At 69.2% G+C, this 23,348-nt stretch carries 22 protein-coding genes; 8 read left to right on the forward strand and 14 right to left on the reverse strand.

From position 1 onward, the window contains the following. Positions 1-89 precede the first annotated feature (89 nt). From ACZ7LS_RS07155 to ACZ7LS_RS07175, 5 genes are all read right to left on the reverse strand, one after another. Positions 90-1,553: a catalase gene (locus tag ACZ7LS_RS07155; RefSeq protein ID WP_382528317.1), complete on the reverse strand. Its 1,464-nt coding sequence runs from the start codon at positions 1,551-1,553 to the stop codon at positions 90-92. A gap of 183 nt (positions 1,554-1,736) precedes the next feature. Beyond that, entirely contained in the window at positions 1,737-3,614 is a 1,878-nt protein-coding gene (locus ACZ7LS_RS07160; protein WP_382528319.1) for a SpoIIE family protein phosphatase, read from the reverse strand. A gap of 391 nt (positions 3,615-4,005) precedes the next feature. Then, complete coding sequence (fomD, locus tag ACZ7LS_RS07165) at positions 4,006-4,680, reverse strand: cytidylyl-2-hydroxypropylphosphonate hydrolase (protein ID WP_382875851.1); 675 nt, start codon at positions 4,678-4,680, stop codon at positions 4,006-4,008. A 63-nt stretch (positions 4,681-4,743) separates the two neighbouring features. After that, on the reverse strand, positions 4,744-6,141 hold the full coding sequence (locus tag ACZ7LS_RS07170) for a class II fumarate hydratase (protein ID WP_382528325.1): 1,398 nt from the start codon (positions 6,139-6,141) through the stop codon (positions 4,744-4,746). A gap of 172 nt (positions 6,142-6,313) precedes the next feature. Beyond that, positions 6,314-7,978 carry a fumarate hydratase gene (locus ACZ7LS_RS07175; protein WP_382528328.1) on the reverse strand — a complete coding sequence of 555 codons (1,665 nt, stop codon included), beginning with the start codon at positions 7,976-7,978 and terminating at the stop codon, positions 6,314-6,316. Between the two features lie 216 nt (positions 7,979-8,194). Between ACZ7LS_RS07175 and ACZ7LS_RS07180 the strand changes: the two genes are divergently transcribed. Further along, a complete protein-coding gene (locus ACZ7LS_RS07180; RefSeq protein WP_382528331.1) occupies positions 8,195-8,893 on the forward strand; it encodes a DUF1707 SHOCT-like domain-containing protein in 699 nt (232 codons plus the stop codon). A 174-nt stretch (positions 8,894-9,067) separates the two neighbouring features. After that, the gene (locus ACZ7LS_RS07185; protein WP_129770557.1) at positions 9,068-9,442 is read left to right on the forward strand and encodes a WhiB family transcriptional regulator; all 375 of its coding nucleotides are present in this window, start codon (positions 9,068-9,070) and stop codon (positions 9,440-9,442) included. Between the two features lie 91 nt (positions 9,443-9,533). On the opposite strand, the gene glpX is transcribed toward ACZ7LS_RS07185, so the two are convergent. Continuing rightward, positions 9,534-10,565, reverse strand: coding sequence for a class II fructose-bisphosphatase (glpX, locus tag ACZ7LS_RS07190; protein WP_382664383.1), 1,032 nt, complete (start codon positions 10,563-10,565; stop codon positions 9,534-9,536). Between the two features lie 123 nt (positions 10,566-10,688). On the opposite strand from glpX, the gene ACZ7LS_RS07195 reads away from it, so the two are divergent. Further along, the gene (locus ACZ7LS_RS07195) at positions 10,689-11,258 is read left to right on the forward strand and encodes a DUF4245 domain-containing protein (RefSeq protein WP_382528337.1); all 570 of its coding nucleotides are present in this window, start codon (positions 10,689-10,691) and stop codon (positions 11,256-11,258) included. Positions 11,259-11,422: 164 nt separating this feature from the next. Here ACZ7LS_RS07195 and ACZ7LS_RS07200 read toward each other — a convergent pair whose 3' ends face one another. The 4 genes from ACZ7LS_RS07200 to ACZ7LS_RS07215 form a co-directional block, all read right to left on the reverse strand. Continuing rightward, positions 11,423-12,013, reverse strand: coding sequence for a malonic semialdehyde reductase (locus ACZ7LS_RS07200; RefSeq protein ID WP_385135177.1), 591 nt, complete (start codon positions 12,011-12,013; stop codon positions 11,423-11,425). A gap of 209 nt (positions 12,014-12,222) precedes the next feature. Continuing rightward, positions 12,223-12,474, reverse strand: coding sequence for an exodeoxyribonuclease VII small subunit (locus ACZ7LS_RS07205; RefSeq protein WP_382528342.1), 252 nt, complete (start codon positions 12,472-12,474; stop codon positions 12,223-12,225). A gap of 96 nt (positions 12,475-12,570) precedes the next feature. Then, entirely contained in the window at positions 12,571-13,791 is a 1,221-nt protein-coding gene (xseA, locus tag ACZ7LS_RS07210) for an exodeoxyribonuclease VII large subunit (RefSeq protein ID WP_385135175.1), read from the reverse strand. Between the two features lie 93 nt (positions 13,792-13,884). Beyond that, positions 13,885-15,387 (reverse strand): APC family permease, encoded by a 1,503-nt coding sequence (locus ACZ7LS_RS07215; RefSeq protein ID WP_385135173.1) that lies wholly within the window; start codon positions 15,385-15,387, stop codon positions 13,885-13,887. 85 nt (positions 15,388-15,472) lie between these two features. On the opposite strand from ACZ7LS_RS07215, the gene ACZ7LS_RS07220 reads away from it, so the two are divergent. Both ACZ7LS_RS07220 and ppgK read left to right on the forward strand, forming a co-directional pair. Next, positions 15,473-16,501 (forward strand): 4-hydroxy-3-methylbut-2-enyl diphosphate reductase, encoded by a 1,029-nt coding sequence (locus tag ACZ7LS_RS07220; RefSeq protein ID WP_382664396.1) that lies wholly within the window; start codon positions 15,473-15,475, stop codon positions 16,499-16,501. A gap of 145 nt (positions 16,502-16,646) precedes the next feature. Beyond that, positions 16,647-17,384 (forward strand): polyphosphate--glucose phosphotransferase, encoded by a 738-nt coding sequence (ppgK, locus tag ACZ7LS_RS07225; protein WP_382528351.1) that lies wholly within the window; start codon positions 16,647-16,649, stop codon positions 17,382-17,384. Positions 17,385-17,464: 80 nt separating this feature from the next. On the opposite strand, the gene ACZ7LS_RS07230 is transcribed toward ppgK, so the two are convergent. Next, a complete protein-coding gene (locus ACZ7LS_RS07230; RefSeq protein ID WP_382528354.1) occupies positions 17,465-18,118 on the reverse strand; it encodes a DUF6542 domain-containing protein in 654 nt (217 codons plus the stop codon). A gap of 205 nt (positions 18,119-18,323) precedes the next feature. Between ACZ7LS_RS07230 and ychF the strand changes: the two genes are divergently transcribed. Continuing rightward, entirely contained in the window at positions 18,324-19,412 is a 1,089-nt protein-coding gene (gene ychF, locus ACZ7LS_RS07235) for a redox-regulated ATPase YchF (RefSeq protein WP_382528356.1), read from the forward strand. Between the two features lie 133 nt (positions 19,413-19,545). On the opposite strand, the gene ACZ7LS_RS07240 is transcribed toward ychF, so the two are convergent. The 3 genes from ACZ7LS_RS07240 to ACZ7LS_RS07250 form a co-directional block, all read right to left on the reverse strand. Beyond that, positions 19,546-19,809: a type II toxin-antitoxin system RelE family toxin gene (locus ACZ7LS_RS07240; RefSeq protein ID WP_385135169.1), complete on the reverse strand. Its 264-nt coding sequence runs from the start codon at positions 19,807-19,809 to the stop codon at positions 19,546-19,548. Beyond that, a complete protein-coding gene (locus tag ACZ7LS_RS07245) occupies positions 19,802-20,071 on the reverse strand; it encodes a type II toxin-antitoxin system Phd/YefM family antitoxin (protein WP_385135167.1) in 270 nt (89 codons plus the stop codon). Before ACZ7LS_RS07245 ends, ACZ7LS_RS07240 begins: the two co-directional genes overlap by 8 nt. Before the next feature lie 236 nt (positions 20,072-20,307). After that, positions 20,308-20,757 carry a Uma2 family endonuclease gene (locus tag ACZ7LS_RS07250; protein WP_385135165.1) on the reverse strand — a complete coding sequence of 150 codons (450 nt, stop codon included), beginning with the start codon at positions 20,755-20,757 and terminating at the stop codon, positions 20,308-20,310. Between the two features lie 562 nt (positions 20,758-21,319). On the opposite strand from ACZ7LS_RS07250, the gene ACZ7LS_RS07255 reads away from it, so the two are divergent. Together ACZ7LS_RS07255 and ACZ7LS_RS07260 are read left to right on the forward strand one after the other, a co-directional pair. After that, positions 21,320-22,336 carry a cupin domain-containing protein gene (locus tag ACZ7LS_RS07255; protein ID WP_382664403.1) on the forward strand — a complete coding sequence of 339 codons (1,017 nt, stop codon included), beginning with the start codon at positions 21,320-21,322 and terminating at the stop codon, positions 22,334-22,336. A gap of 50 nt (positions 22,337-22,386) precedes the next feature. Continuing rightward, entirely contained in the window at positions 22,387-23,337 is a 951-nt protein-coding gene (locus tag ACZ7LS_RS07260) for a YncE family protein (RefSeq protein WP_385135163.1), read from the forward strand. Positions 23,338-23,348 lie beyond the last annotated feature (11 nt).

Here is a 23,348-nt window from a genome sequence, read left to right on the forward strand (position 1 = left end):
CCTCCCCCCCCCCCCACCCCCCCCCCCCCCCCCCTCCCCCCCCCTCCCCCCCCCCTTCCCCCCCCCCCCCCCCCCCCCGCGTCCCCGCGTCAGCCGCCGTTCGCCTTCTTGGCGATCCGGTCGCCGATCACCTTGTCGATATTGCGCCAGTACTGGAGCGCCCGGTCCAGGACGGGACGGGACACCCCCTGCGCCAGATGCCCGGAGACGTTCGACACCAGCCGGTCGCGCGCCGCGTCGTCCAGCACCTGCCGGACCTGCGTACCCGCCTGGCCCCAGTCGTCGTCCTCGCGGTGCAGCTTGTACGCCTCGCGCACCATCTCACCGGCCGCGGCCCAGCCCGCCGGGTCGCCGAACCGGTCCACATCGGCCGCCGGGCCGCCGTACGAGTTCGGCGCGTACGGCCGCGCCGCGTTCGCCGCCTCGTACCGCATCGGACCGTCCTTGGCGTACGAATTCACCTGCGAGCGCGCCCTGTTGGGCGGCAGCTGGGCGTAGTTCGGGCCGATCCGGTAGCGGTGTGTGTCCGGGTACGAGAAGAGCCGGCCGAGCAGCATCTTGTCCGGGGACGGACCGATGCCCGGTACCAGATTCGAGGGCTCGAAGGCGGCCTGCTCGATGTGGATGAAGAAGTTGTCCGGATTCTTGTTGAGCGTCATCCGGCCGACATCGATCAGGGGGTAGTCGCCGTGCGGCCACACCTTGGTCAGATCGAACGGGTTGAAGCGGTAGTCGGCCGCGTCCTCGAACGGCATGATCTGGACCTTCAGGCTCCAGGTCGGCGCGTTCCCGGACTCGATCGACTCGTACAGATCACGGCGGTGGTGGTCACCGTCCGAGCCGGCCATCGCGTCGGCGTCGGCCTGGGTGAGGTGGCCGATGCCCTGATCGGTCTTGAAGTGGTACTTCACCCAGAACCGCTCACCGGCGCCGTTCACCCACATATAGGTGTGCGAGCTGTAGCCGTTCATATGCCGGAACGACTTCGGGATGCCCCGGTCGCCCATCAGCCAGGTGACCATGTGCGCGGACTCGGGGGAGAGCGTCCAGAAGTCCCACTGCATGTCGTTGTTGCGCAGTCCGGTGGCCGGGTGGCGCTTCTGCGAGCGGATGAAGTCCTGGAACTTCATGGGGTCGCGTACGAAGAAGATCGGCGTGTTGTTGCCGACCATGTCGTAGTTGCCGTGTTCGGTGTAGAACTTCAGCGCGAAGCCACGGGGGTCGCGCCAGGTGTCGGGCGAGCCCAGCTCGCCCGCGACCGTCGAGAACCGGGCCAGCATGTCGGTGCGCCTGCCCGGCTGGAAGAGGTCGGCCTTGGTGAACTGGCTGACGTCATTGGTCACTTCGAAGAATCCGTACGCGCCCGCGCCCTTCGCGTGGACCACTCGCTCGGGGACCCGTTCCCGGTTGAACTGGGCCATTTTCTCGATGAGGTAGTGGTCCTGCATCAGGATCGGGCCGTCGGGGCTGATGGAGAGCGAGTGCTCGTCGCTCTCCACCGGAATGCCGGCGTTGTTCGTCGTGTAGGGAGTGTTGGGGGATGACACGGACACGAGCGGGCCTCCCGTCGATAGAGCCCGGGAGATGCGGGGACCAGGAACCGGGGAGCGATCCCAGGCCCTGTCCCGGGCTGGGACAGCGGTCACTACGGCCGCCTGCCCCAGCTAACCTCTACGACACCTCATTGGCAACATGTGCCCTTGGTACTTTTTGTCCACTGTGTCCCTGGGTCTTCCCTAGGCTCGCGTCGGGATCTCGAACCAGACCACCTTGCCGGTGGAGAGCCGGGTCGCTCCCCAGCGCCGCGCCAGCCGGTTGACCAGGAACAACCCACGGCCGCCCTCGTCGGTGTCGCGGGCCCGCCGCTGCCGGGGCAGCTGCGGCGAATCGTCCCCGACCTCGCAGCGCAGTACGTCCGTACGGAGCAGCCGCAGCGTCACCGGGCGCTCCGCGTACCGCACGGCGTTGGTGACGACCTCGCTGATCAGCAGCTCGACCGAGTCGCTCAGATCCTCCAGGTCCCAGCGGGCCAGCGCCCGCCGTGCCAGCCGCCTGGCCCGCCCCGGAGCGGCGTCCTCCGGTTCCAGGAACCAGTACGCGACGTCACTGGGCGCGATCCCGTCGAAGCGGGCGGCGAGCAGCGCGATGTCATCGTCACGGTCACCGGGGCCCAGGACGTCGAGGACGTCGTCGCAGAGCGCCTCCAGCGGCGGCGAATGGTCCGGTCCGGTCAGCTGCGCGGTGGCCGCGAGCCGCTCCCGCAGCTGCTCGATCCCCGTCCACACGTCCCGCAGCCGGGACTCGACGAGCCCGTCGGTGTAGAGGAGCAGGGTCGCTCCCGCGGGCGCGTCCAGCTCGACGGCCTCGAAATCCACCCCGCCGACCCCGATCGGCGCCCCGGGCGGTACCCGCAGCACCTCCGCCCGGCCGCCCAGGTGCAGCAGTATGGGCGGCGGGTGACCGGCGTTGGCGATGGTGATCCGGTGCGAGACCGGGTCGTACACCGCGTAGAGGCAGGTCGCCATCCGGTCCGTGCCGAGCCGCTGGGCCTGCTCGTCCAGATGGTGCAGCACCTCCTGCGGCGGCAGATCGAGCCCGGCGAGGGTCTGCGCGGTCGTCCGCAGCTGGCCCATGATCGCCGCGGAGGTCATGGAGTGGCCCATGACATCGCCGACGACCAGCGCGACCCTGCTGCCGGGCAGCGGGATCGCGTCGTACCAGTCACCGCCGACCCGCGCGGTCTCGGCGGCCGGGAGATAGCGGGAGGCCAGCCGTACACCGGTCGGCTGGGGCAGGTTCTCCGGCAGCATCGTGCGCTGCAGCTCATCGGCGATATACGCCTCGCGGCCGTACAGCACCGCCTTGTCGATGCCCAGCGCCGTATGCGTCGCCAGCTGCGCCGCGACGAGCAGATCGTTCGGCTCGAAGGCGGCGCGGTCCGGTCTGCGCAGGAAGACCGCGGCGCCGATGACCCGCCGCCGGCCGCGCAGCGGCGCGAGGATCGCGCGGTGCCCCGACGGGACGGTGCGGTCGGCGCCGAGCAGCTCGGGCAGCGCGGCGCGGGCCGCGGCCGAGTCGCCGAAGACCGGACGTACGCCCCGCAGCACCTCGGAGAGCGCGCCGCCCGAGCGCACCTCGCACAGCTCGGCGGCGGGCATCACATCCGACTGGGGGTCGAGGATCGGCAGCCGCAGACCTTCGCTGATCTGGACCGGGATACCGCCGGTGCCCTCCGTGTCGTCGTCCGTCAGCCGCAGCCGGTCCGTACGCCGCAGCCGCAGCACGAACGGCGACACCGGGCGCTCGTCACCGACGGGCAGCGGGTCGCGCAGATAGACCAGTATGGCGTCGGAGAACGTCGGGACGGTCGCCCGGCACAGCCCGAGCACGATCTCGTCCAGGTCTATGCCGCGTGCGATACGCCGGGTCGCGGCCCCCACGAAGCGCAGCCGGTCGCCCTCGCGCCGCGCCGTCGCGACGGGGTCGGGCGCCGGCGCGGGCACCACGGGCTGCGGCACGGCGGAGGCGCCGGCCTCCTGCCGCGGCCTGGTGCGTTCCTGCGACCGGGCAACCAGTGGCTGCCGGCCTTCGTGGGAGGGGGGATGCTCCGTCACGCGTGGGATTCCGTCCGTCCGGGCCGGGGGTGCGATGCGATCGTTCCGACAGGCGAAACTACCGCGCGGCAGGCGGCGTCGACAGGGCGGCAGCCCTTACGCACGGCTCCACCCCCTCGTAGTGGCTCACGGTCGTTGTTGTGCGGTCGTTGCGGGCGAACAGTGTCGGGTCGAATAATGTCGAACAGTGTGACGTGTGGTGTCGTGTCCGGTGTGACCAACGGTCAGCCGGCTTTCCGCACCGGCCTGTTGCCCCACTCCGGTCTTCCGGAGGACGATCCTACGTTTCAACCCCGGGGGCGTATCAAGGATCTCACGAGGTCGTATGCGCCCGAGCGCGTTCCCGGACGTGAATCGGTCACTTCACCACGGTCGTGCGGCGGCGGCTCCCTCAGGGCGTCAGCCGCGCCGCCGTACGGTCCCAGTCCGCCGGCAGCTCGGGCACCGGCCAGTGCGGCTCGGGCCGCCAGTGCTCCCAGCCGTCGCAGTACGGGGCGCCCCACGCGTTGATCACCTCGACCGCCGCGCGCCCGGCCTCCCCGACCCGGCGTGCCTGCGCCGGTGTCATCAGGCCGTCGTGCTGTGCCTGCGCGAACTCGTCCTCGTCGCGCCAGCGCCAACTGCGGTCCGGATAGACGTCGATGTCGAGGAAGTGGTCCTCGGAGTCGATACCCCCGGCCCAACGGGTACGCGGCTCCTCCAGGTTGACGTACCAGTTCTGGAACCGCCAGCCGCGCTCCCACCACAGCCACACCGACCAGGGCTCGCCGGGTCTGGCCAGCTTCAGCACGCCCATCCCGTACCACCGGTCGCGCACCACCCTGCGCGGTTTGGTGTAGCGGGTGGCCAGCGGCTCGCGGTTGACCGGGGTGCCGTCCGCGAGGGCCGGCTTCACGCAGGGCGTGTCCGGCGCGAGCCAGGCCGCGAGCAGGTCGTCGGTGTCCTGCACGACCGTGACAGGACGGCAGATGTGCACGCGGTCCCCGGCGTTCTCCCGGTACCGCCACAGGATCTGTGTGCCGGGCGCCCAGTGCTGCCCGTTCGTCGCCCTCACCGTCGCTGTCATGCGCAGATCCTACGGACAGGACCCAGGTGGTGGTGTCCGGGGCGCCACGGCACGTCTCACGTGTTACGGATGTGTCATGCGCAGGACATCCAGTGCCTCGTCGAGCTGCTCCAGGGTGAGCACCCCGCGCTCCACGTAGCCGCCCGACAGCACCGTCTCGCGGATCGTCGTGTGCTCCGCGAGGGACCGCTTGGCGACCTTCGCGGCCTCCTCGTACCCGAGGTACTTGTTCAGCGGCGTGACCACGGACGGGGACGACTCCGCGTACGCGCGGGCCCGCTCCACATGGGCCGTGATGCCGTCGACCGTACGGTCAGCGAGCAGCCGGGAGACGTTCGCGAGCAGCCGTACGGACTCCAGGAGGTTCTTGGCGATCACCGGGAGCATCACGTTCAGCTCGAAGTTCCCCGCGGCCCCGGCCGTCGCGACCGTGGCGTCATTGCCCGTGACCTGGGCCGCGACCATCAGCACGGCCTCCGGGATCACCGGATTGACCTTGCCGGGCATGATCGAGGAGCCGGGCTGGAGATCGGGGAGACTGATTTCGGCCAGACCGGTGCGCGGGCCCGAGGCCATCCAGCGCAGATCGTTGGCGATCTTGGTGAGGGAGACGGCGAGCGTACGGAGCTGGCCCGAGGTCTCCACGAGCCCGTCGCGGGCGCCCTGCGCCTCGAAGTGGTTACGGGCCTCCGTCAGCGGCAGCCCGGTCGCGCGCGCGACCTCGGCGATGACGGCCGCGGAGAAGCCGGGCGGCGTGTTGATGCCGGTGCCCACCGCCGTACCGCCGAGGGGCAGCTCGGCGAGCCGGGGCAGCGAGGCCGTCAGCCGCTCGCCCGCGTACCGGATCTGCGCGGCGTAGCCGCCGAACTCCTGGCCCAGGGTGACGGGCGTGGCATCCATCAGATGCGTACGGCCCGACTTCACGACATCCCGGAACTCCTCGGCCTTGCGCTCCAGGGAGGCGGCGAGATGGCCGAGCGCCGGCATCAGCTCGCCGGTGACGGCGGCGGTCGCGGCGATGTGGATGCTCGACGGGAAGACGTCGTTGGAGCTCTGCGAGGCGTTCACATGGTCGTTCGGGTGGACCTCACGGCCGAGACGCTCGGTGGCGAGCGTGGCGAGCACCTCATTGGTGTTCATGTTCGAGGAGGTGCCGGAGCCCGTCTGGAAGACGTCCACCGGGAAGTGCTCGTCCCAGCGGCCGTCCGCGACCTCGGCCGCCGCGTCCTGGATGGCGTCCGCGATGTCCTTGTCGATCACACCGAGCTGGGCGTTGACCTTGGCCGCGGCGGACTTGACGCGGGCCAGGGCCTCGATATGGGCGCGCTCCAGCCGCTGTCCCGAGACGGGGAAGTTCTCCACCGCGCGCTGCGTCTGGGCACGCCACTTGGCGTGCGCGGGGACCCGTACCTCGCCCATGGAGTCGTGCTCGGTCCGGTACTGGTTCTCGTCGGTCGTCATCGTCGTCGTACCTCCTGCAAGGGTGAGCGCCCGGCTGATCCGATGTGTTCCCGTGGGACGTTCCCGAGCGACGTTCCCCCGGGAGTGTGGTGGAGACGGGAGCGCCCTCCCCGGAGGAAGGCCGGGGAGGGCGCGTCGAAGAGGCCGTGCGGGGCCTGGCCGGTGCGGGGCGTCAGGCGAGACCCGGGCCGCGGACCGGGATGCTCGTGAACGTCGGTGCCGGGGCCGGCTCGGTGAAGAAGTCGTTCCCCTTGTCGTCCACGACGATGAACGCGGGGAAGTCCTCCACCTCGATCTTCCAGACCGCCTCCATGCCCAGCTCCTCGTACTCGACGACCTCGACCTTCTTGATGCAGTCCTGGGCGAGCCGGGCCGCCGGGCCGCCGATCGAGCCGAGATAGAAGCCGCCGTGCGTGCCGCACGCGTCGGTGACCTGCTTCGAGCGGTTGCCCTTGGCGAGCATGACCTTCGAGCCGCCCGCCGCCTGGAACTGCGCCACGTACGAGTCCATCCGGCCGGCGGTCGTCGGGCCGAACGAGCCGGAGGCGTACCCCTCGGGCGTCTTCGCCGGGCCCGCGTAGTAGACCGGGTGGTCCTTCAGGTACTGCGGCATCTCCTCGCCCGCGTCGAGCCGCTCCTTGATCTTGGCGTGCGCGATGTCACGGGCCACCACGAGCGGGCCGGTGAGCGAGAGCCGCGTCTTGACCGGATACTTCGTCAACTCGGCGAGAACGTCGTCCATCGGACGGTTGAGGTCGATCCGGACGACCTGTCCCTCGTCGAGGTGCTCGTCGGTGGTCTCCGGGAGGAAACGCGCCGGGTCCTTCTCCAGCTGCTCCAGGAAGACGCCCTCCGCGGTGATCTTCGCGACGGCCTGCCGGTCGGCCGAGCAGGAGACGGCGATCGCGACCGGCAGCGAGGCGCCGTGCCGCGGCAGCCGCACGACCCGTACGTCATGGCAGAAGTACTTGCCGCCGAACTGCGCGCCGATACCGATCTTCTGCGTCAGCTCGAAGACCTTCTCCTCCAGCTCCTTGTCACGGAAGCCGTGGCCGGTCGGGGAACCCTCGGACGGCAGCTCGTCCAGGTAGTGCGCGGAGGCGTACTTCGCGGTCTTGAGCGCGAACTCGGCGGACGTACCGCCCACCACGATCGCCAGGTGGTACGGCGGGCACGCGGCCGTACCGAGCGAACGGATCTTCTCCTCCAGGAACTTCATCATGGAGGACTCGTTGAGGACCGCCTTGGTCTCCTGGTAGAGGAACGACTTGTTGGCGGAGCCGCCGCCCTTCGCCATGAAGAGGAACTTGTACGCGCCGCCGTCGGTCGCGTACAGCTCGATCTGCGCGGGCAGGTTCGAGCCGGTGTTCTTCTCCTCCCACATGGTGAGCGGAGCCATCTGCGAATAGCGCAGATTCAGCTTCGTGTACGCGTCGTAGACGCCGTGCGACAGGGCTTCCTCGTCGCCGCCGCTCGTGAGTACGTGCTGCCCGCGCTTGCCCATCACGATCGCCGTACCGGTGTCCTGGCACATGGGCAGCACGCCGGCGGCCGCGATGTTCGCGTTCTTGAGGAGGTCGAGCGCCACGAACTTGTCGTTCGAGGACGCCTCGGGGTCGTCCACGATCCTGCGCAGCTGGGCGAGATGGGCCGGGCGCAGATAGTGCGAGATGTCGTGCATCGCCTCGGCGGCGAGCGTACGCAGGGCCTCCGGCTCGACCTTGAGGAACGTACGGCCGTCGGCCTCGAAGGTGGAGACACCTTCGGCGGTCACCAGCCGGTAGGGCGTGGTGTCCTCTCCCAGCGGAAGCAGATCCGAGTACGCAAACTCCGGCATTACGGCCATTCCTCACTCGAAAGACAGCGGCGTGGCCTCCATTGGCGACGCGCGACGCGTTCTCCAGACTAGGGCGCGATACCGACAGCGATGCTGTGAGGTAAGGCTCAGTGCCGTGGGGCAGGGCTGGAGCAAGGCTCGGTCGCGACGACGCGCGACGACGCGCGACGCGACAGGGCCTAGTCGCGATCTATCGCGTTTCGCTACCCTGGGTCCGTGGACCTCGAAAAGCACCCTCAGAAGCCGGTCGCGCAGAAGCCGGTCGCGTCGGCGGAGCCGCCGGCCATCCGGGCCTCCGACGCCGACCGTGACCGGATCGCGGACATCCTTCGAGAGGCCCTCGCGGAGGGCCGGCTGGACGCCGAGGAGCACGCCGAGCGGATCGACTCCGTCTACCGGGCCAAGACCGTTGCCGAACTGGAGCCGCTGGTACGCGACTTGCCGGCCCCCGGAGCCGACGGCCGCCGGGCCGCGCCGGGCGAGTCCGTGTCGGGCTCGTACGGATACGGCCCGGAGGACCCCTCGGCACCCGCCGAGAACCTCGTCGCTATCTTCAGCAGCTCGACCCGCAGGGGCCGCTGGCGTATCGGCCGCAAGACCAACGCCTTCTCGCTCTTCGGCAATATCGAGATCGACCTGACCGAGGCGCTCTTCGGGCAGCGGACCACCGTGATCAACGCGACGTCCATTTTCGGCAATGTCGAGATCACGGTCCCCGAGAACATCTCGCTGCGCGGCAACGGCACCGGCATCTTCGGCAACTTCGAGGTGATCACGCTGGAGGCCGAGGAGCGGGACGCGCCGACGGTGATCGTGAACGGCTACTCGGTGTTCGGCAATGTCGAGGCCAAGCCGAAGCGCGGCAAGTTCATCGCCGATCTCCGCAATCAGCTCCGCAAGCACTTCGGTCACTGACGTGTCCGGCTCGGCCGCTTCTGGCCGAAGACGTCCCGCCGCGGGGGCGCGTCCGGAATGCCGTACCGCGTTCCGGACTCCGAACTGGCTGCCACTCAGTGCATAGGCGTGCGTACAGCGGGTAGGGAAAGCTTCATCGTCTCTCGCTCGCGAAGCCGTCGTCAGGAGTAGACCGTGCTGCAACTGCCGCATCAGCCCCTGCAGGTCGCCGCCGTACCGCCCCAGCGGAGTCCCGCTCGGGAGGATCAGGCCGGGCCCTGGCATTCGGAGGCGGTGTGCCGCCGGGACGAAGCCGGATTGTTCTTCGCCCCTTCCAAGGAGCCGACAGCCGCGAGGCTGGCGCGGGAGGAGGCCGCGAAGCGGGTCTGTGCCCGCTGTCCGGTCATGGTCGACTGCCGGGAGCATGCCCTGCTCCAGCCCGAGCCGTACGGCGTGTGGGGCGGCCTGACCGCTGCCGAGCGCCGGGTGGTGCTGGCCCGCCGCCGGCGGCGCGAGGTGGAGCTGCGGAAGGCCGCCGCGGCGGGCGACCGGATCGCCGCCGCCGGTTGAAGCGTCGCGGTACGTATACGGAGGGGGCGCCCCGCCGCACAGCTGGGGCCGCCCCCTCCGTATACGTGACCGTATACGTGACGTGCGATGACTACTTGGCGCGGTCGAAGTCGATCGTGCTGTAGGCGCGGAGCTTCGAGAGCCGATGGGTCGAGTCGATCTGCCGGATGGTGCCCGACTTCGAGCGCATGACCAGGGACTGGGTGGTCGCGGTCTCCGAGCGGTAGCGCACTCCCCGCAGCAGCTCGCCGTCCGTGATGCCCGTGGCGACGAAGAAGACATTGTCGCCACTGACCAGATCGTCCGTGGACAGGACGCGGTCCAGATCGTGCCCGGCGTCGATCGCGTGCTGCCGCTCGGCCTCGTCCTTGGGCCACAACTTGCCCTGGATGATGCCGCCGAGACACTTTATGGCGCACGCCGAGATGATGCCCTCGGGCGTGCCGCCGATGCCCATCAGCAGGTCGATGCCCGTGCCTTCGCGCGCGGCCATGATCGAACCGGCCACATCGCCGTCGGAGATGAACTTGATCCGGGCGCCCGTCTCCCTGATCTCCTTGACGATGCCCTCGTGGCGGGGGCGGTCGAGGATGACGACGGTGACATCGTCGGGCGACGAGTGCTTGGCCTTGGCGACCCGGCGGATATTGACCGCGACAGGCGCGTTGATGTCGACGAAGTCCGCCGCCTCGGGGCCGGTGACCAGCTTGTCCATGTAGAAGACCGCGGACGGGTCGAACATGGCCCCGCGGTCCGCGGCGGCCAGGACGGCGATCGCGTTCGGCATGCCCTTGGCGTTCAGGGTGGTGCCGTCGATGGGGTCCACGGCGATGTCGACCTCGGCGCCGGTGCCGTCACCGACATGCTCCCCGTTGAACAGCATCGGGGCTTCGTCCTTCTCGCCCTCGCCGATGACGACCACGCCGTTCATCGACACGGTGGAGACGAGCGTGCGCATGGCGTTCACCGCGGCGCCGTCCGCGCCGTTCTTGTCACCGCGCCCGACCCACCGGCCGGCCGCCATCGCGGCCGCTTCGGTGACCCGGACCAGCTCCAGCGCGAGGTTGCGGTCGGGTGCCTCGGGAGACACCTCAAGCGGGTGAGGTAGTTGATGTTCGGTCATCGGAGCGCACCTTTCTGTACGGCGACGGCCGGAAAAGAGGGTGATCCGACTCTATCCGTACATCGACAAATTGAGCAGAGGGCCCCACGGATGAGCGCCACGCCGTGATGCGACGATGGTGCGGTGGCGAGTAAGCGAGGCAAACAGACGGTTCGGGACCTGTTCCTGTCGATGGCGGTCATCGGGGTCGTCGTCGCGGGGATCTATGTGTTCATCCCGCACGACGAGAAGGGCATCCCGGTCAAGGCGGTCGACTACCGGGTCGAGCTGCTGACCGCGCGGCGCGCGGCGCCGTACCCGGTGCTGGCGCCGACGGGCCTGGCGGAGACGTGGAAGCCGACGTCCGTCTCGTACAAGCGAGAGAGCGACAACGCCTGGCACCTCGGCTACCTGGCCCCGGACGGCGAGTACGTCGCGGTCGAGCAGTCGACGGGAGCGCCGGAGAAGTACGCCGCGGAGGTCAGCCGGCAGGCCGCGGACACCGGCAAGACGCAGCAAGTGGCGGGCGAGACGTGGCAGCGCTGGGAGGGGCCGAAGTACGACGCCCTGGTCCGGACGGAAGGTGACGCGACGACGGTGGTGACGGGTACGGCGTCCTACGAGCGACTGGCGGAGATGGCCGCGGCGCTGGAGGCCGGGAAGCCGGACGCCGGAACGTCCGAGGCCGGTAACCCGGAGTCGGGGAAGGCCTGAGGCCGGGAAGCCTGTCGCCGGGAAGCCCGGCGCCGGAGGGTCCTGACGGGCGAGGCCGCTGTCCTGTACGGGATGTACGGGACAGCGGCCTCGTCATGCACGGGACGGCGGCCTCGTCGGCCGCCTCGTCGTCGGCCTCGTCGTCCGGCGGGCTCCGGGCCGGCTCAGACGGTGGTGATGGCCTCGTCGAAGGAGAGGCGCGGGGAGCGCGGGTACCAGGCGTTCTCGCCGGGCTTGCCGATGTTGACGATCACCAGCGGGGTGTGGTCCCCGTCCAGGAACTCCTTCTGGACACCGGCGGCGTCGAAGCCGGTCATGGGGCCGGCGGCGAGACCGGCGGCGCGGATGCCGACGATGAAGTAGCCGGCCTGGAGGGCGGCGTTCAGCGAGGCGGACTGCTCACGGGCCGGGCGCTCGCTGAAGAACGCGTCCTTGGCCTGCGGGAACGCGGGGAAGAGCTGGGGGAGCTCCTCGTGGAACTCGTTGTCGGCGGCCAGGATCGCGACCAGCGGCGCGGTGGCGGTCTTGGCCTGGTTGCCCTGGGCCATGTGCGGCACGAGACGCTCGCGGGCCTCGGCGGAGCGGACCAGGACGACGCGCAGCGGCGACTGGTTGAAGGCGGTGGGGCCGTACTTGACCAGGTCGTAGATGGCCTGAACCTGCTCCTCGGTCACCGGCTCCTCGGAGAACGTATTGGCCGTACGTGCCTCACGGAAGAGGAGGTCCTGAGCGGCGGGGTCGAGAACGAGGGACATCTGAAGTACCTTCCGGGGCGCGATGGATCACACAAACAGCTTCACCGTACAAGCGGATGTGTGAACCTTCAACTAAAACCGGATCGGGGTGATCCGATTCACAGCCGCCCGGAAGCGCCGGAAGTGTCGCGAGTGCCAGGCCCTGGAGGTCCCCGGAGGTCCCGGAGCTCCCCGGGGGTCCCGGAGCCACGCAAGCCCTCCACGTCAGATCACCGCGCTTCGGCGCCGCCGCCTTCCTGTTCCGCTTCCGCCGACTCGTCGGACAGGGACGCGTCCAGTCGCGCCCTGGCGCCCTCCAGCCAGCGGCGGCACACCTTCGCCAGCTCCTCGCCCCGTTCCCACAGCGCCAGCGAGTCCTCCAGGGACGTACCGCCGGCCTCCAGCCGCCGTACGACCTCGATCAGCTCGTCCCGCGCCTGCTCGTAACCGAGCGTCGTCGTGCCCTCGTCCGTCCTGGCCATGTGATCCACCCTAGTTACGCGCGCGTAACGCGCGGTCCGACAACGTTTCCGTCAGTGATCACATCAGCGATCACGTCAGCGTCACTCACGTCAGCGTCACTCCCGGGCTCCCTCGGCGACCCGCACCGTGAACTCGCCCTCCGCCACCCTGGCCCGCAGTTCCTCGGCCGCGGTGACCTCCTCCGGGGAACGTACGACCGTCCCGTCCGGCCGCTGGAGCACCGCGTACCCGCGCTCCAGCGTCGCCGCCGGCGACAGCGCGACCACCCGGGCCCAGGTGTGCGACAGCTCCGAGTCGGCGCGGTCCAGCAGATGCCGCAGCACGCGCCGGCCGCGGTCGGCGAGCGCGTCCACCTCGGCCGCACGGTCGTCCACCATCCGGTGCGGCCGCTCCATCACGGGCCTCGCCAGCGCGTGGGCGAGACCGCGCTCCTCCCGGTCGAGCAGCCCCCGTACCGTCCGCAGCGCACGGTCCCGCAGGGCCTGTACGCGGTCCTGCTCCTCCCCGACGTCCGGCACGATCCGCTTCGCGGCGTCGGTCGGCGTCGAGGCCCGTACGTCCGCCACCAGGTCGAGCAGCGGCGCGTCCGGCTCATGGCCGATCGCGGAGACCACGGGCGTACGGCACGCGGCCACCGCCCGTACCAGCTGCTCGTCCGAGAACGGAAGCAGGTCCTCCACGCTGCCGCCGCCGCGCGCGACGACGATCACATCCACCTCCGGCAGCGCGTCCAGCTCCTTGACCGCCTGGACGACCTGCGCCACGGCGTTGACCCCCTGCACCGCGGTGTTGCGGACCTCGAAGCGCACCGCGGGCCACCGCCGCCGCGCGTTCTCCAGCACATCGCGCTCGGCCGCCGAGGCCCGCCCGCACACCAGCCCGATCAGCTGCGGCAGAAAGGGCAGCGGCTTCTTGCGGTCGGCGGCGAACAGCCCCTCGGCGCCCAGGGACTTCCTCAGCCGCTCCAGCCGGACGAGCAGTTCACCGATTCCGACGGGCCGTATCTCCGTGGCCCGCAGCGACAGCTGCCCGCGCGGCGCGTACCACTCCGGCTTGGCCTGCACCACGACGCGCGCGCCCTCGGAGACCACATCCGCGATCGCGTCGAAGACCTGCCGGTAGCAGGTCACGCTCACCGAGATGTCGTACGACGGGTCGCGCAGCGTCAGAAAGACGACGCCCGCCCCCGGCCTGCGCGAGAGCTGGGTGATCTGCCCCTCGACCCAGATGGCGCCGAGCCGGTCGATCCACCCGCCGATGAGCCGCGACACCTCGCCGACGGGCAGCGGAGCGTCCGCGGACGTATTGAGAGCCATACCGGGGAGCGTATCGGCCGCCTGTGACATCGCTCCGAAAGCGGCATGACGGGCACGGACCCGCCGCTACGGCCTGTCCGCCGCCGGCCTCGGCTACGTGTCGAGGAGCGAGGCCGGCCGGCCGCGTCCCCTCTGCACCAGCAGCACCACCAGCCCCAGGGCCAGCCAGATCGCACCCGCCAGCCGCGCCGAGCCCGCCGCCTCCACGATCACCGCGATCAGGATCGCCGCGCCGACGACGGGCAGCACCACGTGGGTGAACCAGCGCACCGGCCCTTCCCGGCGCCGCACCGCGAACCACCCCACCACCGACGCGTGCAGCAGCACGAACGCCGTCAGCGCCCCCACGTCCACCACCGAGACCAGCCGGTCGAGCCCGTCGGGGCGCCGGGCCGCCCACACGGCCGCCAGCAGCGTCACCACCGCGGCCAGCAGCAGTGCCACCCGGGGCACGCCCGAGTCCGTACGGGAGAGTACGCGCGGCAGCCGGCGCGCGCGGCCCATGGCGAAGAGCAGCCGGCCGGCCGCCGCCTGCGCGGCCAGCGCCGCGAACGCCGCGCCGATCGCCTTGCTGACCGCCACCAGATCGTGCAGCCAGGCGCCGACCGAGGTATCCACCGCGTCGTAGAACGCGGAGCCCTGGGCGGCCGGATCCGCGGCCAGCTCCGCCGAGGACATCGGTTCGAGCAGCGCCACCAGATAGGTCTGCGCGATGAACAGCGCGCCCGCGAGCACCAGACAGAACAGCACGGCGCGCGCCACCTCCCGCGATCCGCCCGTCACCTCTTCCGCGAACGACGCGATCGCGTCGAAGCCCAGATAGGACAGCACGGCCACCGACACCCCGCCGAGCACGGCGGCCAGGGAGAAGCCCACGTCGCTCGTGAACGGGGTGGACCAGCCGCGCGTCCCGCCGTCCTGCGCGAGCACCGCGACGGCCGACACCACGAACACCAGCAGGACGACGATCTCCATCGCGAGCACCGCCATCCCGACCCGGGCCGCCGCCCGTACCCCCCAGAGGTTGAGCAGGGTGGTGATCACGACGGCGATCGTCGTCCACACCCAGCGGTCCACGGACGGAACCAGCGCCTCCATGGCGATCCCGGCGAAGAGATAGGCGACCGCGGGGATCAGCAGATAGTCGAGCATCGCCATCCAGCCGGCGATGAATCCGGCCCCTTCGCCGAGCCCCTTGCGCGCGTACGCGAAGACGGAGCCGGCCCGCGGGGCGACCCGCACCATCTGCGCGTAGCTGAAGGCGGTGAACGCCATCGCGACGGTCGCCACGACGTAGACCAGGGCCACGGCGCCATGGGACTTGGCGTCGAGCGTGCCGAAGACCCCGACGGGCGCCATGGGGGCGATGAAGAGGAGTCCGTAGACGACGAGGTCGCGGAAGCCCAGAGTCCGCCGCAGCTCGCCGCCCTCGGTCCGCCCGGTCAGCGCCCCGGACCGGGCGTCCGGCGGGTCTTGGGGGGTCTCTCCTGACGTCCCTTTCGGCGTCCCTCCGGACGGCCCTCCCGACGTAGTTCCTGACGGTCCTCCTGACGGCTCTTCTGACGGCCCGTCCGTACCGGTGCCGGTCTCGGCCATCGCGTCCCTCCGTCGATCCGCGTAGGCCCAGTCTCGGGCCGCCGCCCGCCGTTCCGCCTCTTGTGGACGCCTTACGATGGGAGACATGACTGCAACGTCCCGCCCGTCGCCCGCCGCCACCCCCAGTGGAGACGCCGTGCGCCGCGCCGGCAAACGCGTCCTGCTCGCCGCCCCCCGCGGTTACTGCGCCGGTGTCGACCGCGCCGTGATCGCCGTGGAGAAAGCCCTGGAGCAGTACGGGGCGCCGATCTACGTCCGTCACGAGATCGTCCACAACAAGTACGTCGTCAAAACCCTGGAGAACAAGGGCGCGATCTTCGTCGAGGAGACGGCGGAGGTCCCCGAGGGCTCGATCGTCATGTTCTCGGCCCACGGCGTCGCGCCCGTCGTCCACCAGGAGGCGGCGGACCGCAGGCTCGCCACCATCGACGCGACCTGCCCGCTGGTCACCAAGGTGCACAAGGAAGCCGTCCGGTTCGCGGACGAGGACTACGACATCCTGCTCATCGGCCACGACGGCCATGAAGAGGTCATCGGTACGTCGGGCGAGGCCCCGGACCACATCACGCTGGTCGACGGCCCCGACGATGTCGCCAACGTCCAGGTGCGCGACGAGTCGAAGGTCGTCTGGCTCTCGCAGACCACGCTGTCGGTGGACGAGACGATGGAGACGGTCGGGGCGCTCAAGGAGAAGTTCCCGCAGCTGATCTCGCCGCCGAGCGACGACATCTGCTACGCCACACAGAACCGCCAGATCGCGGTCAAGCAGATGGGCGCCGACGCCGATCTCGTGATCGTCGTCGGCTCCAAGAACTCCTCCAACTCGGTCCGGCTGGTCGAGGTCGCCCTCGGCGCCGGCGCGGGCGCCTCCCATCTGGTGGACGGCGCCGACGAGATCGACGGGGCATGGCTCGACGGCGTCTCCACGGTCGGTGTCACCTCGGGCGCGTCCGTCCCGGAGATCCTGGTCGAGGGCGTGCTGGAGTGGCTCGCGCAGCGCGGCTTCGAGGATGTCGAGATCGTCAAGGCGGCCGAGGAGTCGATCACGTTCTCGCTGCCGAAGGAGCTGCGCCGCGACCTGCGCGCCGAGGCGGCGGCGCTCTCGGGGGAGTAGCCCCCGGACGGTACTCGGTACGCGGTACTTGGTACGCGGTACGCCGACTTGGTACGTGGACTTGGTACGTGGACTTGGTACGTGGACAAGGCCAAAGCCGCCGTCCGGGAAGTCGCTGTCAGCATCTGCCCGTAACGTTGTGTCCATGAACGTCTTCGGAGTGGACATCGGTGGCTCGGGCATCAAGGGTGCGCCCGTGGACCTGGAGCGCGGCGATCTGGTCGAACCGCGATACAAGGTGCTGACCCCGCACCCGGCGACGCCCGAGAGCGTCGCCGACGGAGTGGTGGAGGTCGTGCGGCACTTCGGCTGGTCGGGCCCGGTCGGCATCACCTTCCCCGGGGTGGTGACCGGCTCGGTGATCCGTACCGCCGCGAATGTCGACAAGGCCTGGATCGACACGGACGCGGGGCAGGTGCTCGGCGAGCGGCTGGGTCTGCGCACCACGGTCCTCAATGACGCGGACGCGGCGGGGGTGGCCGAGATGGCCTTCGGCGCGGGCAGAGGCCGCAAGGGCACGGTATTCCTGCTGACCTTCGGTACGGGCATCGGCAGCGCGCTCTTCGTGGACGGCAAGCTGGTGCCCAACACCGAGCTCGGCCATCTGGAGCTGGACGGCCACGAGGCGGAGAAGCGCGCCTCGACGAAGGCCAAGGACGACGCGGACATGAGCTGGCACCACTGGGCCCACCGCGTCCAGAAGTATCTGGCCCATGTGGAGATGCTGTTCTCGCCCGAGCTGTTCATCATCGGCGGCGGGGTGAGCCGCAAGGCCGACAAGTTCATCCCCCTGATCGAGGGGATCAGGGCGGAGATCCTCCCGGCGGAGCTCCAGAACAACGCGGGGATCGTGGGCGCGGCGATGGCGGCGGCGGGAAGGTAAACAGAGCCGGACGCGCTCCAGGGCCTCTCGTTTGGATCTTGTCCGGCCTGATCCGAAGGCAAGACCCCGGGAAGCACGCCCTAGCCCCGTCGCGCGGCCCTGGGCACGGTGGCGCGGGGAGCCCTGGTCCCGGGGCCGGGGCGCGGACCGGCGGCTCGGTACGCCGTGGCCCCGGCCCGGGTCACCCCCGCCCTGGCCGCCGAGTCCCGGGCGCTCTGGCGTCGGCCCATCTGCCGTACCTTCCGTACGGTCGCGATGAGCCCGGCGATGAGCGTGCCGCCGTACAGCCAGCCCGCGTGCACCGCCAGGGTGGTGACGAGCGCCATCACCTGCCCGCCGAAGCCGCCGGTGCCACCGGCGATCGGGTACGCGCCGGCCGCGAAGGCGATCGGCACGCCGATGGGCGCGGTAACCAGGTCGGCGGTACGTACCCAGAGCGCGGTCACCGCGCTGACCAGCAGGAACAGCACCCCGTAGACCACGGGCGCGCCGTCCAGGAGCAGCCGGTCCAGAAACGCGACGGCCAGCATCGTCGCGGTGGCGAACAGTCCCGCGCCGAGCCCGGTGAACCGCGGATTGGGCAGTCCGCGCCGCCGCGCCGCCAGGGGCGACACCCGCGGACGGCGCGTCACCGGCACCCGGTAGCCGCCGGTCGTCCCGGGTCTGGTCCCGGCGAAGGTGCTCGGGGGGCGCTGCCGACGTTGCTGCGGTTGACGTGTCCTGTGCTGCTCCACCGGACCAACGTAGGTGGCCCGGGGCGACCACGCGGGCGTTGGACACGCCCTTTGGGCGAGCTTGGCGTTGAGTTCGACGTCCGGCGCCGGGACCGAGGCGCCCGGCGCGCGTCGGTGGCGGCTTCGGGCCGCCCGTAAACTGGGAGATCGGCCCGCCCGGGTCACACAGGCCATCAGCCAGTCCTCACTTCAGGAAGTCGCCAACGTGTCGCTCACGATCGGAATCGTCGGCCTGCCGAATGTCGGCAAGTCGACCCTGTTCAACGCCCTGACCAAGAACGACGTGCTGGCGGCCAACTACCCGTTCGCCACCATCGAGCCCAACGTCGGCGTGGTCGGCGTGCCGGACCCGCGCCTCGACAAGCTCGCGGAGATCTTCAGCTCGCAGAAGATCCTTCCGGCCACGGTCGACTTCGTCGACATCGCCGGCATCGTGCGCGGCGCCTCCGAGGGCGAGGGCCTGGGCAACAAGTTCCTGGCGAACATCCGTGAATCGGACGCGATCTGCCAGGTCATCCGGGCCTTCAAGGACGAGAACGTCGTCCACGTCGACGGCAAGGTCTCGCCCAAGGACGACATCGAGACGATCAACACCGAGCTGATCCTCGCCGACCTCCAGACGATCGAGAAGGTCCTCCCGCGCCTCCAGCGCGAGTCGCGCATCAAGAAGGAGGTCGTGGGCCAGGTCAAGGCCATCGAGGAGGCCCAGGCCATCCTGGAGACCGGCGAGACCCTCTTCTCGGCCGGCATCCTCCAGGGCACCGAGAAGGCCGAGCCCCTGCGCGAGCTGCACCTGCTCACCACGAAGCCGTTCCTCTACGTCTTCAACGTCGACGAGGACGAACTGACGGACGACACCTTCAAGGACGAACAGCGCGCCCTGGTCGCCCCCGCCGAGGCGATCTTCCTCAACGCCAAGCTGGAGTCCGACCTCGCCGAACTGGACGACGACGAGGCCCTCGAACTGCTCCAGTCGGTGGGCCAGGAAGAACCGGGCCTCGCCACCCTCGCCCACGTCGGCTTCCGCACCCTGGGCCTGCAGACCTACCTCACGGCAGGCCCCAAGGAATCCCGCGCCTGGACGATCAAAAAGGGCGCGACGGCCCCCGAGGCGGCCGGTGTGATCCACACCGACTTCCAGAAGGGCTTCATCAAGGCCGAGGTCATCTCCTTCGCCGACCTGGTCGAAACGGGCTCGGTGGCGGACGCCCGCGCGGCGGGCAAGGCCCGCATGGAGGGCAAGGAATACATCATGCAGGACGGCGACGTAGTTGAATTCCGCTTCAACGTGTAGCCATGCGGTTACTGCATGTTACGTGTTGAGTGAAGCGTACACGTCAGAAGGGGTCGGGCTCTGTCGAGCCCGACCCCTTCGTCGTCCCCGTGCTGGATGGGTGCTGGATATTCTGACGCGTGGTCAGCGGGGGTCAGGTGTCGTAGATGGTGGACCGGTGCCCCATGTGAACGACCCAGACCATCAGTTCCCCGTTGTCGATCGTGTAGGCGACGCGGTAGTTGCCAACCCGTAGGCGCCGGCGATCTGGCTGGGACACGAGTGCGGTGGTGTTGAAGCCGAGCGCATCGCTTTCCAGCTCGGTCAGCTTGGCCAGGATGCGCAGCGCCATCTCGCGCGGGATCTTCCGAAGCTCGGCCTGCGCCTCGGGGCGGAAGACGGTTCGGTACTCAGTCACTGCGCGCCAGCGTCTCCCTCATGATGTCCTCGATCGGGATGCCGGGTGCGGGGTTGGCCATGCGCTCGTCGATGATCCGATTGATCTCGCGCTCTTCCCACTCCTGGTACTTGCGCAGTACCTCGATGGAGACGATGGCGGCGACTTCCTTGCCGCGGCGTGTGATCACGGTGGGTACGTCATCGCGGTCGGCGCGCTCCACGACCTCCGCCAAATGCGCGCGCACATCGCGGATGGTCTCTATGGGCAGCGGCTGTGTCATGCGCTCAAGCGTACCAAGTGTCCCATGTGTACACAGCGGGTATGGGAATGCCGGGTGGCATCCTTCGTCTCAGCTCCACGTGCTGGATGTGCTGGATGAGTTCCTGCGGTGCTGGATCGGTGCTGGATACGACCTCGGTGAACCTCGTTTCCGCAGGTCGCGGCCCTGTACTACATGTTCCGCTTCAACGTGTAGCCGTTTCCTTACTTTACGTTAGGTAGTTTCGTGCTGACTTTTCAGCCGCTCAGGGGCGGTGTGAGCGTGTCGAGGTCCAGGCTGATCTGGAAGGGCACCGGGCGCTGGAGGGTGCCCCGGAAGATCCCGCGATGGGCGGACTCCGGGGAGACGACCTCGATGACGAGCTGGACGTCCTCCGGTGCGAACCAGGTACGGTCGCCGTCGAAATCGGCCGTCGTCACCAGCAGGTCCGGTTCGGGACGGTTCCGCGGGTCGAGCTTGATGGTCATTTCGCGGCCGACTCTGGTGTCGGCGGGCACCTGCTCCATGAGCGCGATGGTGAGCATGGTGACGAGGTGGCCGTGCCACCACCTCTGGGGCGACATCATGAAGACGAGGGCTCCATCGATCAGCTCGGTGTGGCGCGGTGCCTCGGGGAGGCGGTCGAGGTCCTCCGCGAACCAGCCTTCCGCGCGCGGCGGGCGCATCCAGTCGGGCAGTGCGGTCATGGCTTCACGGTAGCGGCCCGCAGCTGAGGCCGGAGAGTCAACGATCCCCCGGAGGCCTTTCGGCAACTTGCCGCACTACAACCGGCCACCCACCTGGTATCCATGAGCGACTCATCGGTCCAGATTGCAACGGTGGTCATCTCCGTGGCGGCCCTCGTCTTCTCCACGACGGCCGCGTTCTGGGCCCTCGTCTACAACCGACGTCAGGCGAGAGCGGTTGGAGTCCGCCGTCCAGCAGATCCCCGTGGAGCCGCTGGGTGATGGCGACGCTCTCGCGTGATGGATGACGCGATCCCGTGCTGATTCTGTGCTGACTCGGACCCCTCAGAACCACGTTTCCGCAGGTGGGAGCCCTGTGCTACGCGTTCCGGTGCAGCGTTTAGTGCCTGCTCAAGCATGCAGGAGCAGCCCGGTCCGTACGTTTTGACAACGACTCGTACCGGGCGAAAATTGATGTGGTGTGCGACAACGGGGTCCGGGATCTGGCCCATCGAACAGGTCACGGAATCGCCCGCCACGTGTGGATGGAGGGCGCTCAGACCTCGGATGGGACGGTTGAGCGATGGCCAAGGCCAGGACACCACAGGACCTGAACAGGCCGATCGAGCAAGATGCCCCTCTGCTCAGACGCGGCAAGCTGGTGAAGCCGGGCGAGGGCGTTTCCATCTGGTGGATGGGCGATGACCTGATCACCTTCGCCGCTGTCAGTGAGGACACGGGAAGCGAGTACGCGTTCTGGGTCGATTATCCGCCGGCCGGAACCGGTCCGCCCCGGCATGTTCATTCGCGGGAGGAGGAGGGGTTTTACCTGCTCCGCGGGAAACTTGAGCTGAAGGCGGGGGGAATACACACCACCGTTGGTGACGGCACGTTCTTCGCGGCGCCCCGTGGGATCGCTCATGAATGGCGCAATGTCGGAGAGGACAGCGCGCAACTCCTCACCTTCACCACCCCCGGCGGTAATGAGGGCTTCTTCCTTGAGCTGGGCGAACCGGGCGACGGGCCTCCGGGGAAACGCGGGACCATGCCGGTGCGGGAGATCAACGCCCGGACTCCGCGTTATGGCGTCACCTACTTGGAGAACGGCGCCGATGGGTCGGCGCGGCCCCTTCCGATCGGGGAAGGGCGTGGGCCCACGCTCGTGCTGCCGGGCGAAGGCGACCGCCGGTACGCCGCCGGAGCGACGTACACCATCAAAGCGGCGGGGCTCGCGACCGCGGGCGCCTATACGGTCACCGAGATCACGCTTGAGCCGGGCGGCGGCATGCCCGCCCATCGTCATGCCCGCTATGAGGAGGCCTTCTACGTCCTGGAGGGAACCGTCACCGCGCTGGTCGACGGCCAGGAATACGAGGCCTCCGCCGGAGCGGTGGTGCTCGTGCCCTGGGGCGTTCATCACTCGGTGCTGAACCGCACCGATCGCACGGCGCGGCTGTTCGACCTGACGGTGCCCGGTGGCATCGAGGAGTACTACCGCGGTGCGTGCCGCCCCGCTCCCGGGCCGGACAGCGACCCGGACGGAGATCTGGACCGAATGACGGCCGTCGGGAGGCAGTTCGGTATCGAAGTCGGCGGCTGAGAGGCGCCGGACGACGGTGCCTCGTCGATGTACGTGAACAGGAGGGCGTCATGCCGGACGCGAATTTTCTGACAGGCAGCAATGGTCTCGTGGCGGTCGACAAGGTCGGGAATCATATCCTGTTCCTCGATCCGGACACCTACGAGGTCGAGTTGACCCTCGAAGGCTTCGCGCCGAGGGTGCACGAGCTTCTCGTCTCGCCCGATCGCCGCTTCGCGTATGTCCCCATATACGGCGCCGGAATTCACGGCGACAACCCCCATCCCGGCCATCTGGTCGCCAAGTTCGACCTGCGGGAACGGAAGCACGTCGGCGACCTCAGCACGTTTCCGCATCTCGCCCCGCACGGCCTGCGCTGGGGCGCGGACGGAAAGCTGTACTGCGTCTGCGAGAACAGCGGTGTGGTGCTCGAAATGGACCCCGGCAACGGCGAGATCGAGAATGTGATCGAGGTGGGATCCAACAAGGCACACCGCGTCGAGGTGCTGCCGGACAACAGCAAGCTCTACACCGAGAACGAGGAAGACCCGTTCGCGTCGGTCGTCGATCTGGAAACGAAACGTGTGATCAAGAAAATTCCGACGCCGAACGGCTCCGCGGGAATCGGCATGTCTCCCGACGGGGAGACGCTCGTCCTGGTCGACGCACAGCAGCCGCAGCTCTTCATCGTGGACACGGCCTCGGACGAGGCCCGCGCGACGGTCACACTCGACGGGCACGAGAAGGCGGCCCAGATCGCCCGCTACAGCCCCGACGGCAGATACCTCGTGGTCACGAACTTCGAGGAGCCGCTGGCCACGGTCTTCTCCGAAGACCTCAAATCCCAGACGCTGCTGCACCTCGGCCAGGGCCCCATGAACATGGCCTTCCACGAGGACGGGGAAACGGTGCTCATCGCGAATCACAACGAGGGCTCGCTGGCCGTGTGCAATCTCGAACGCGGTGAGGTTCTGCGTACCGTGCAAGCAGGCGTCGGCATCGAGACCCTCTCGTTCTTCTAGAGAGGCCACGC

The organism is Streptomyces sp. NPDC039430, from assembly GCF_055639435.1.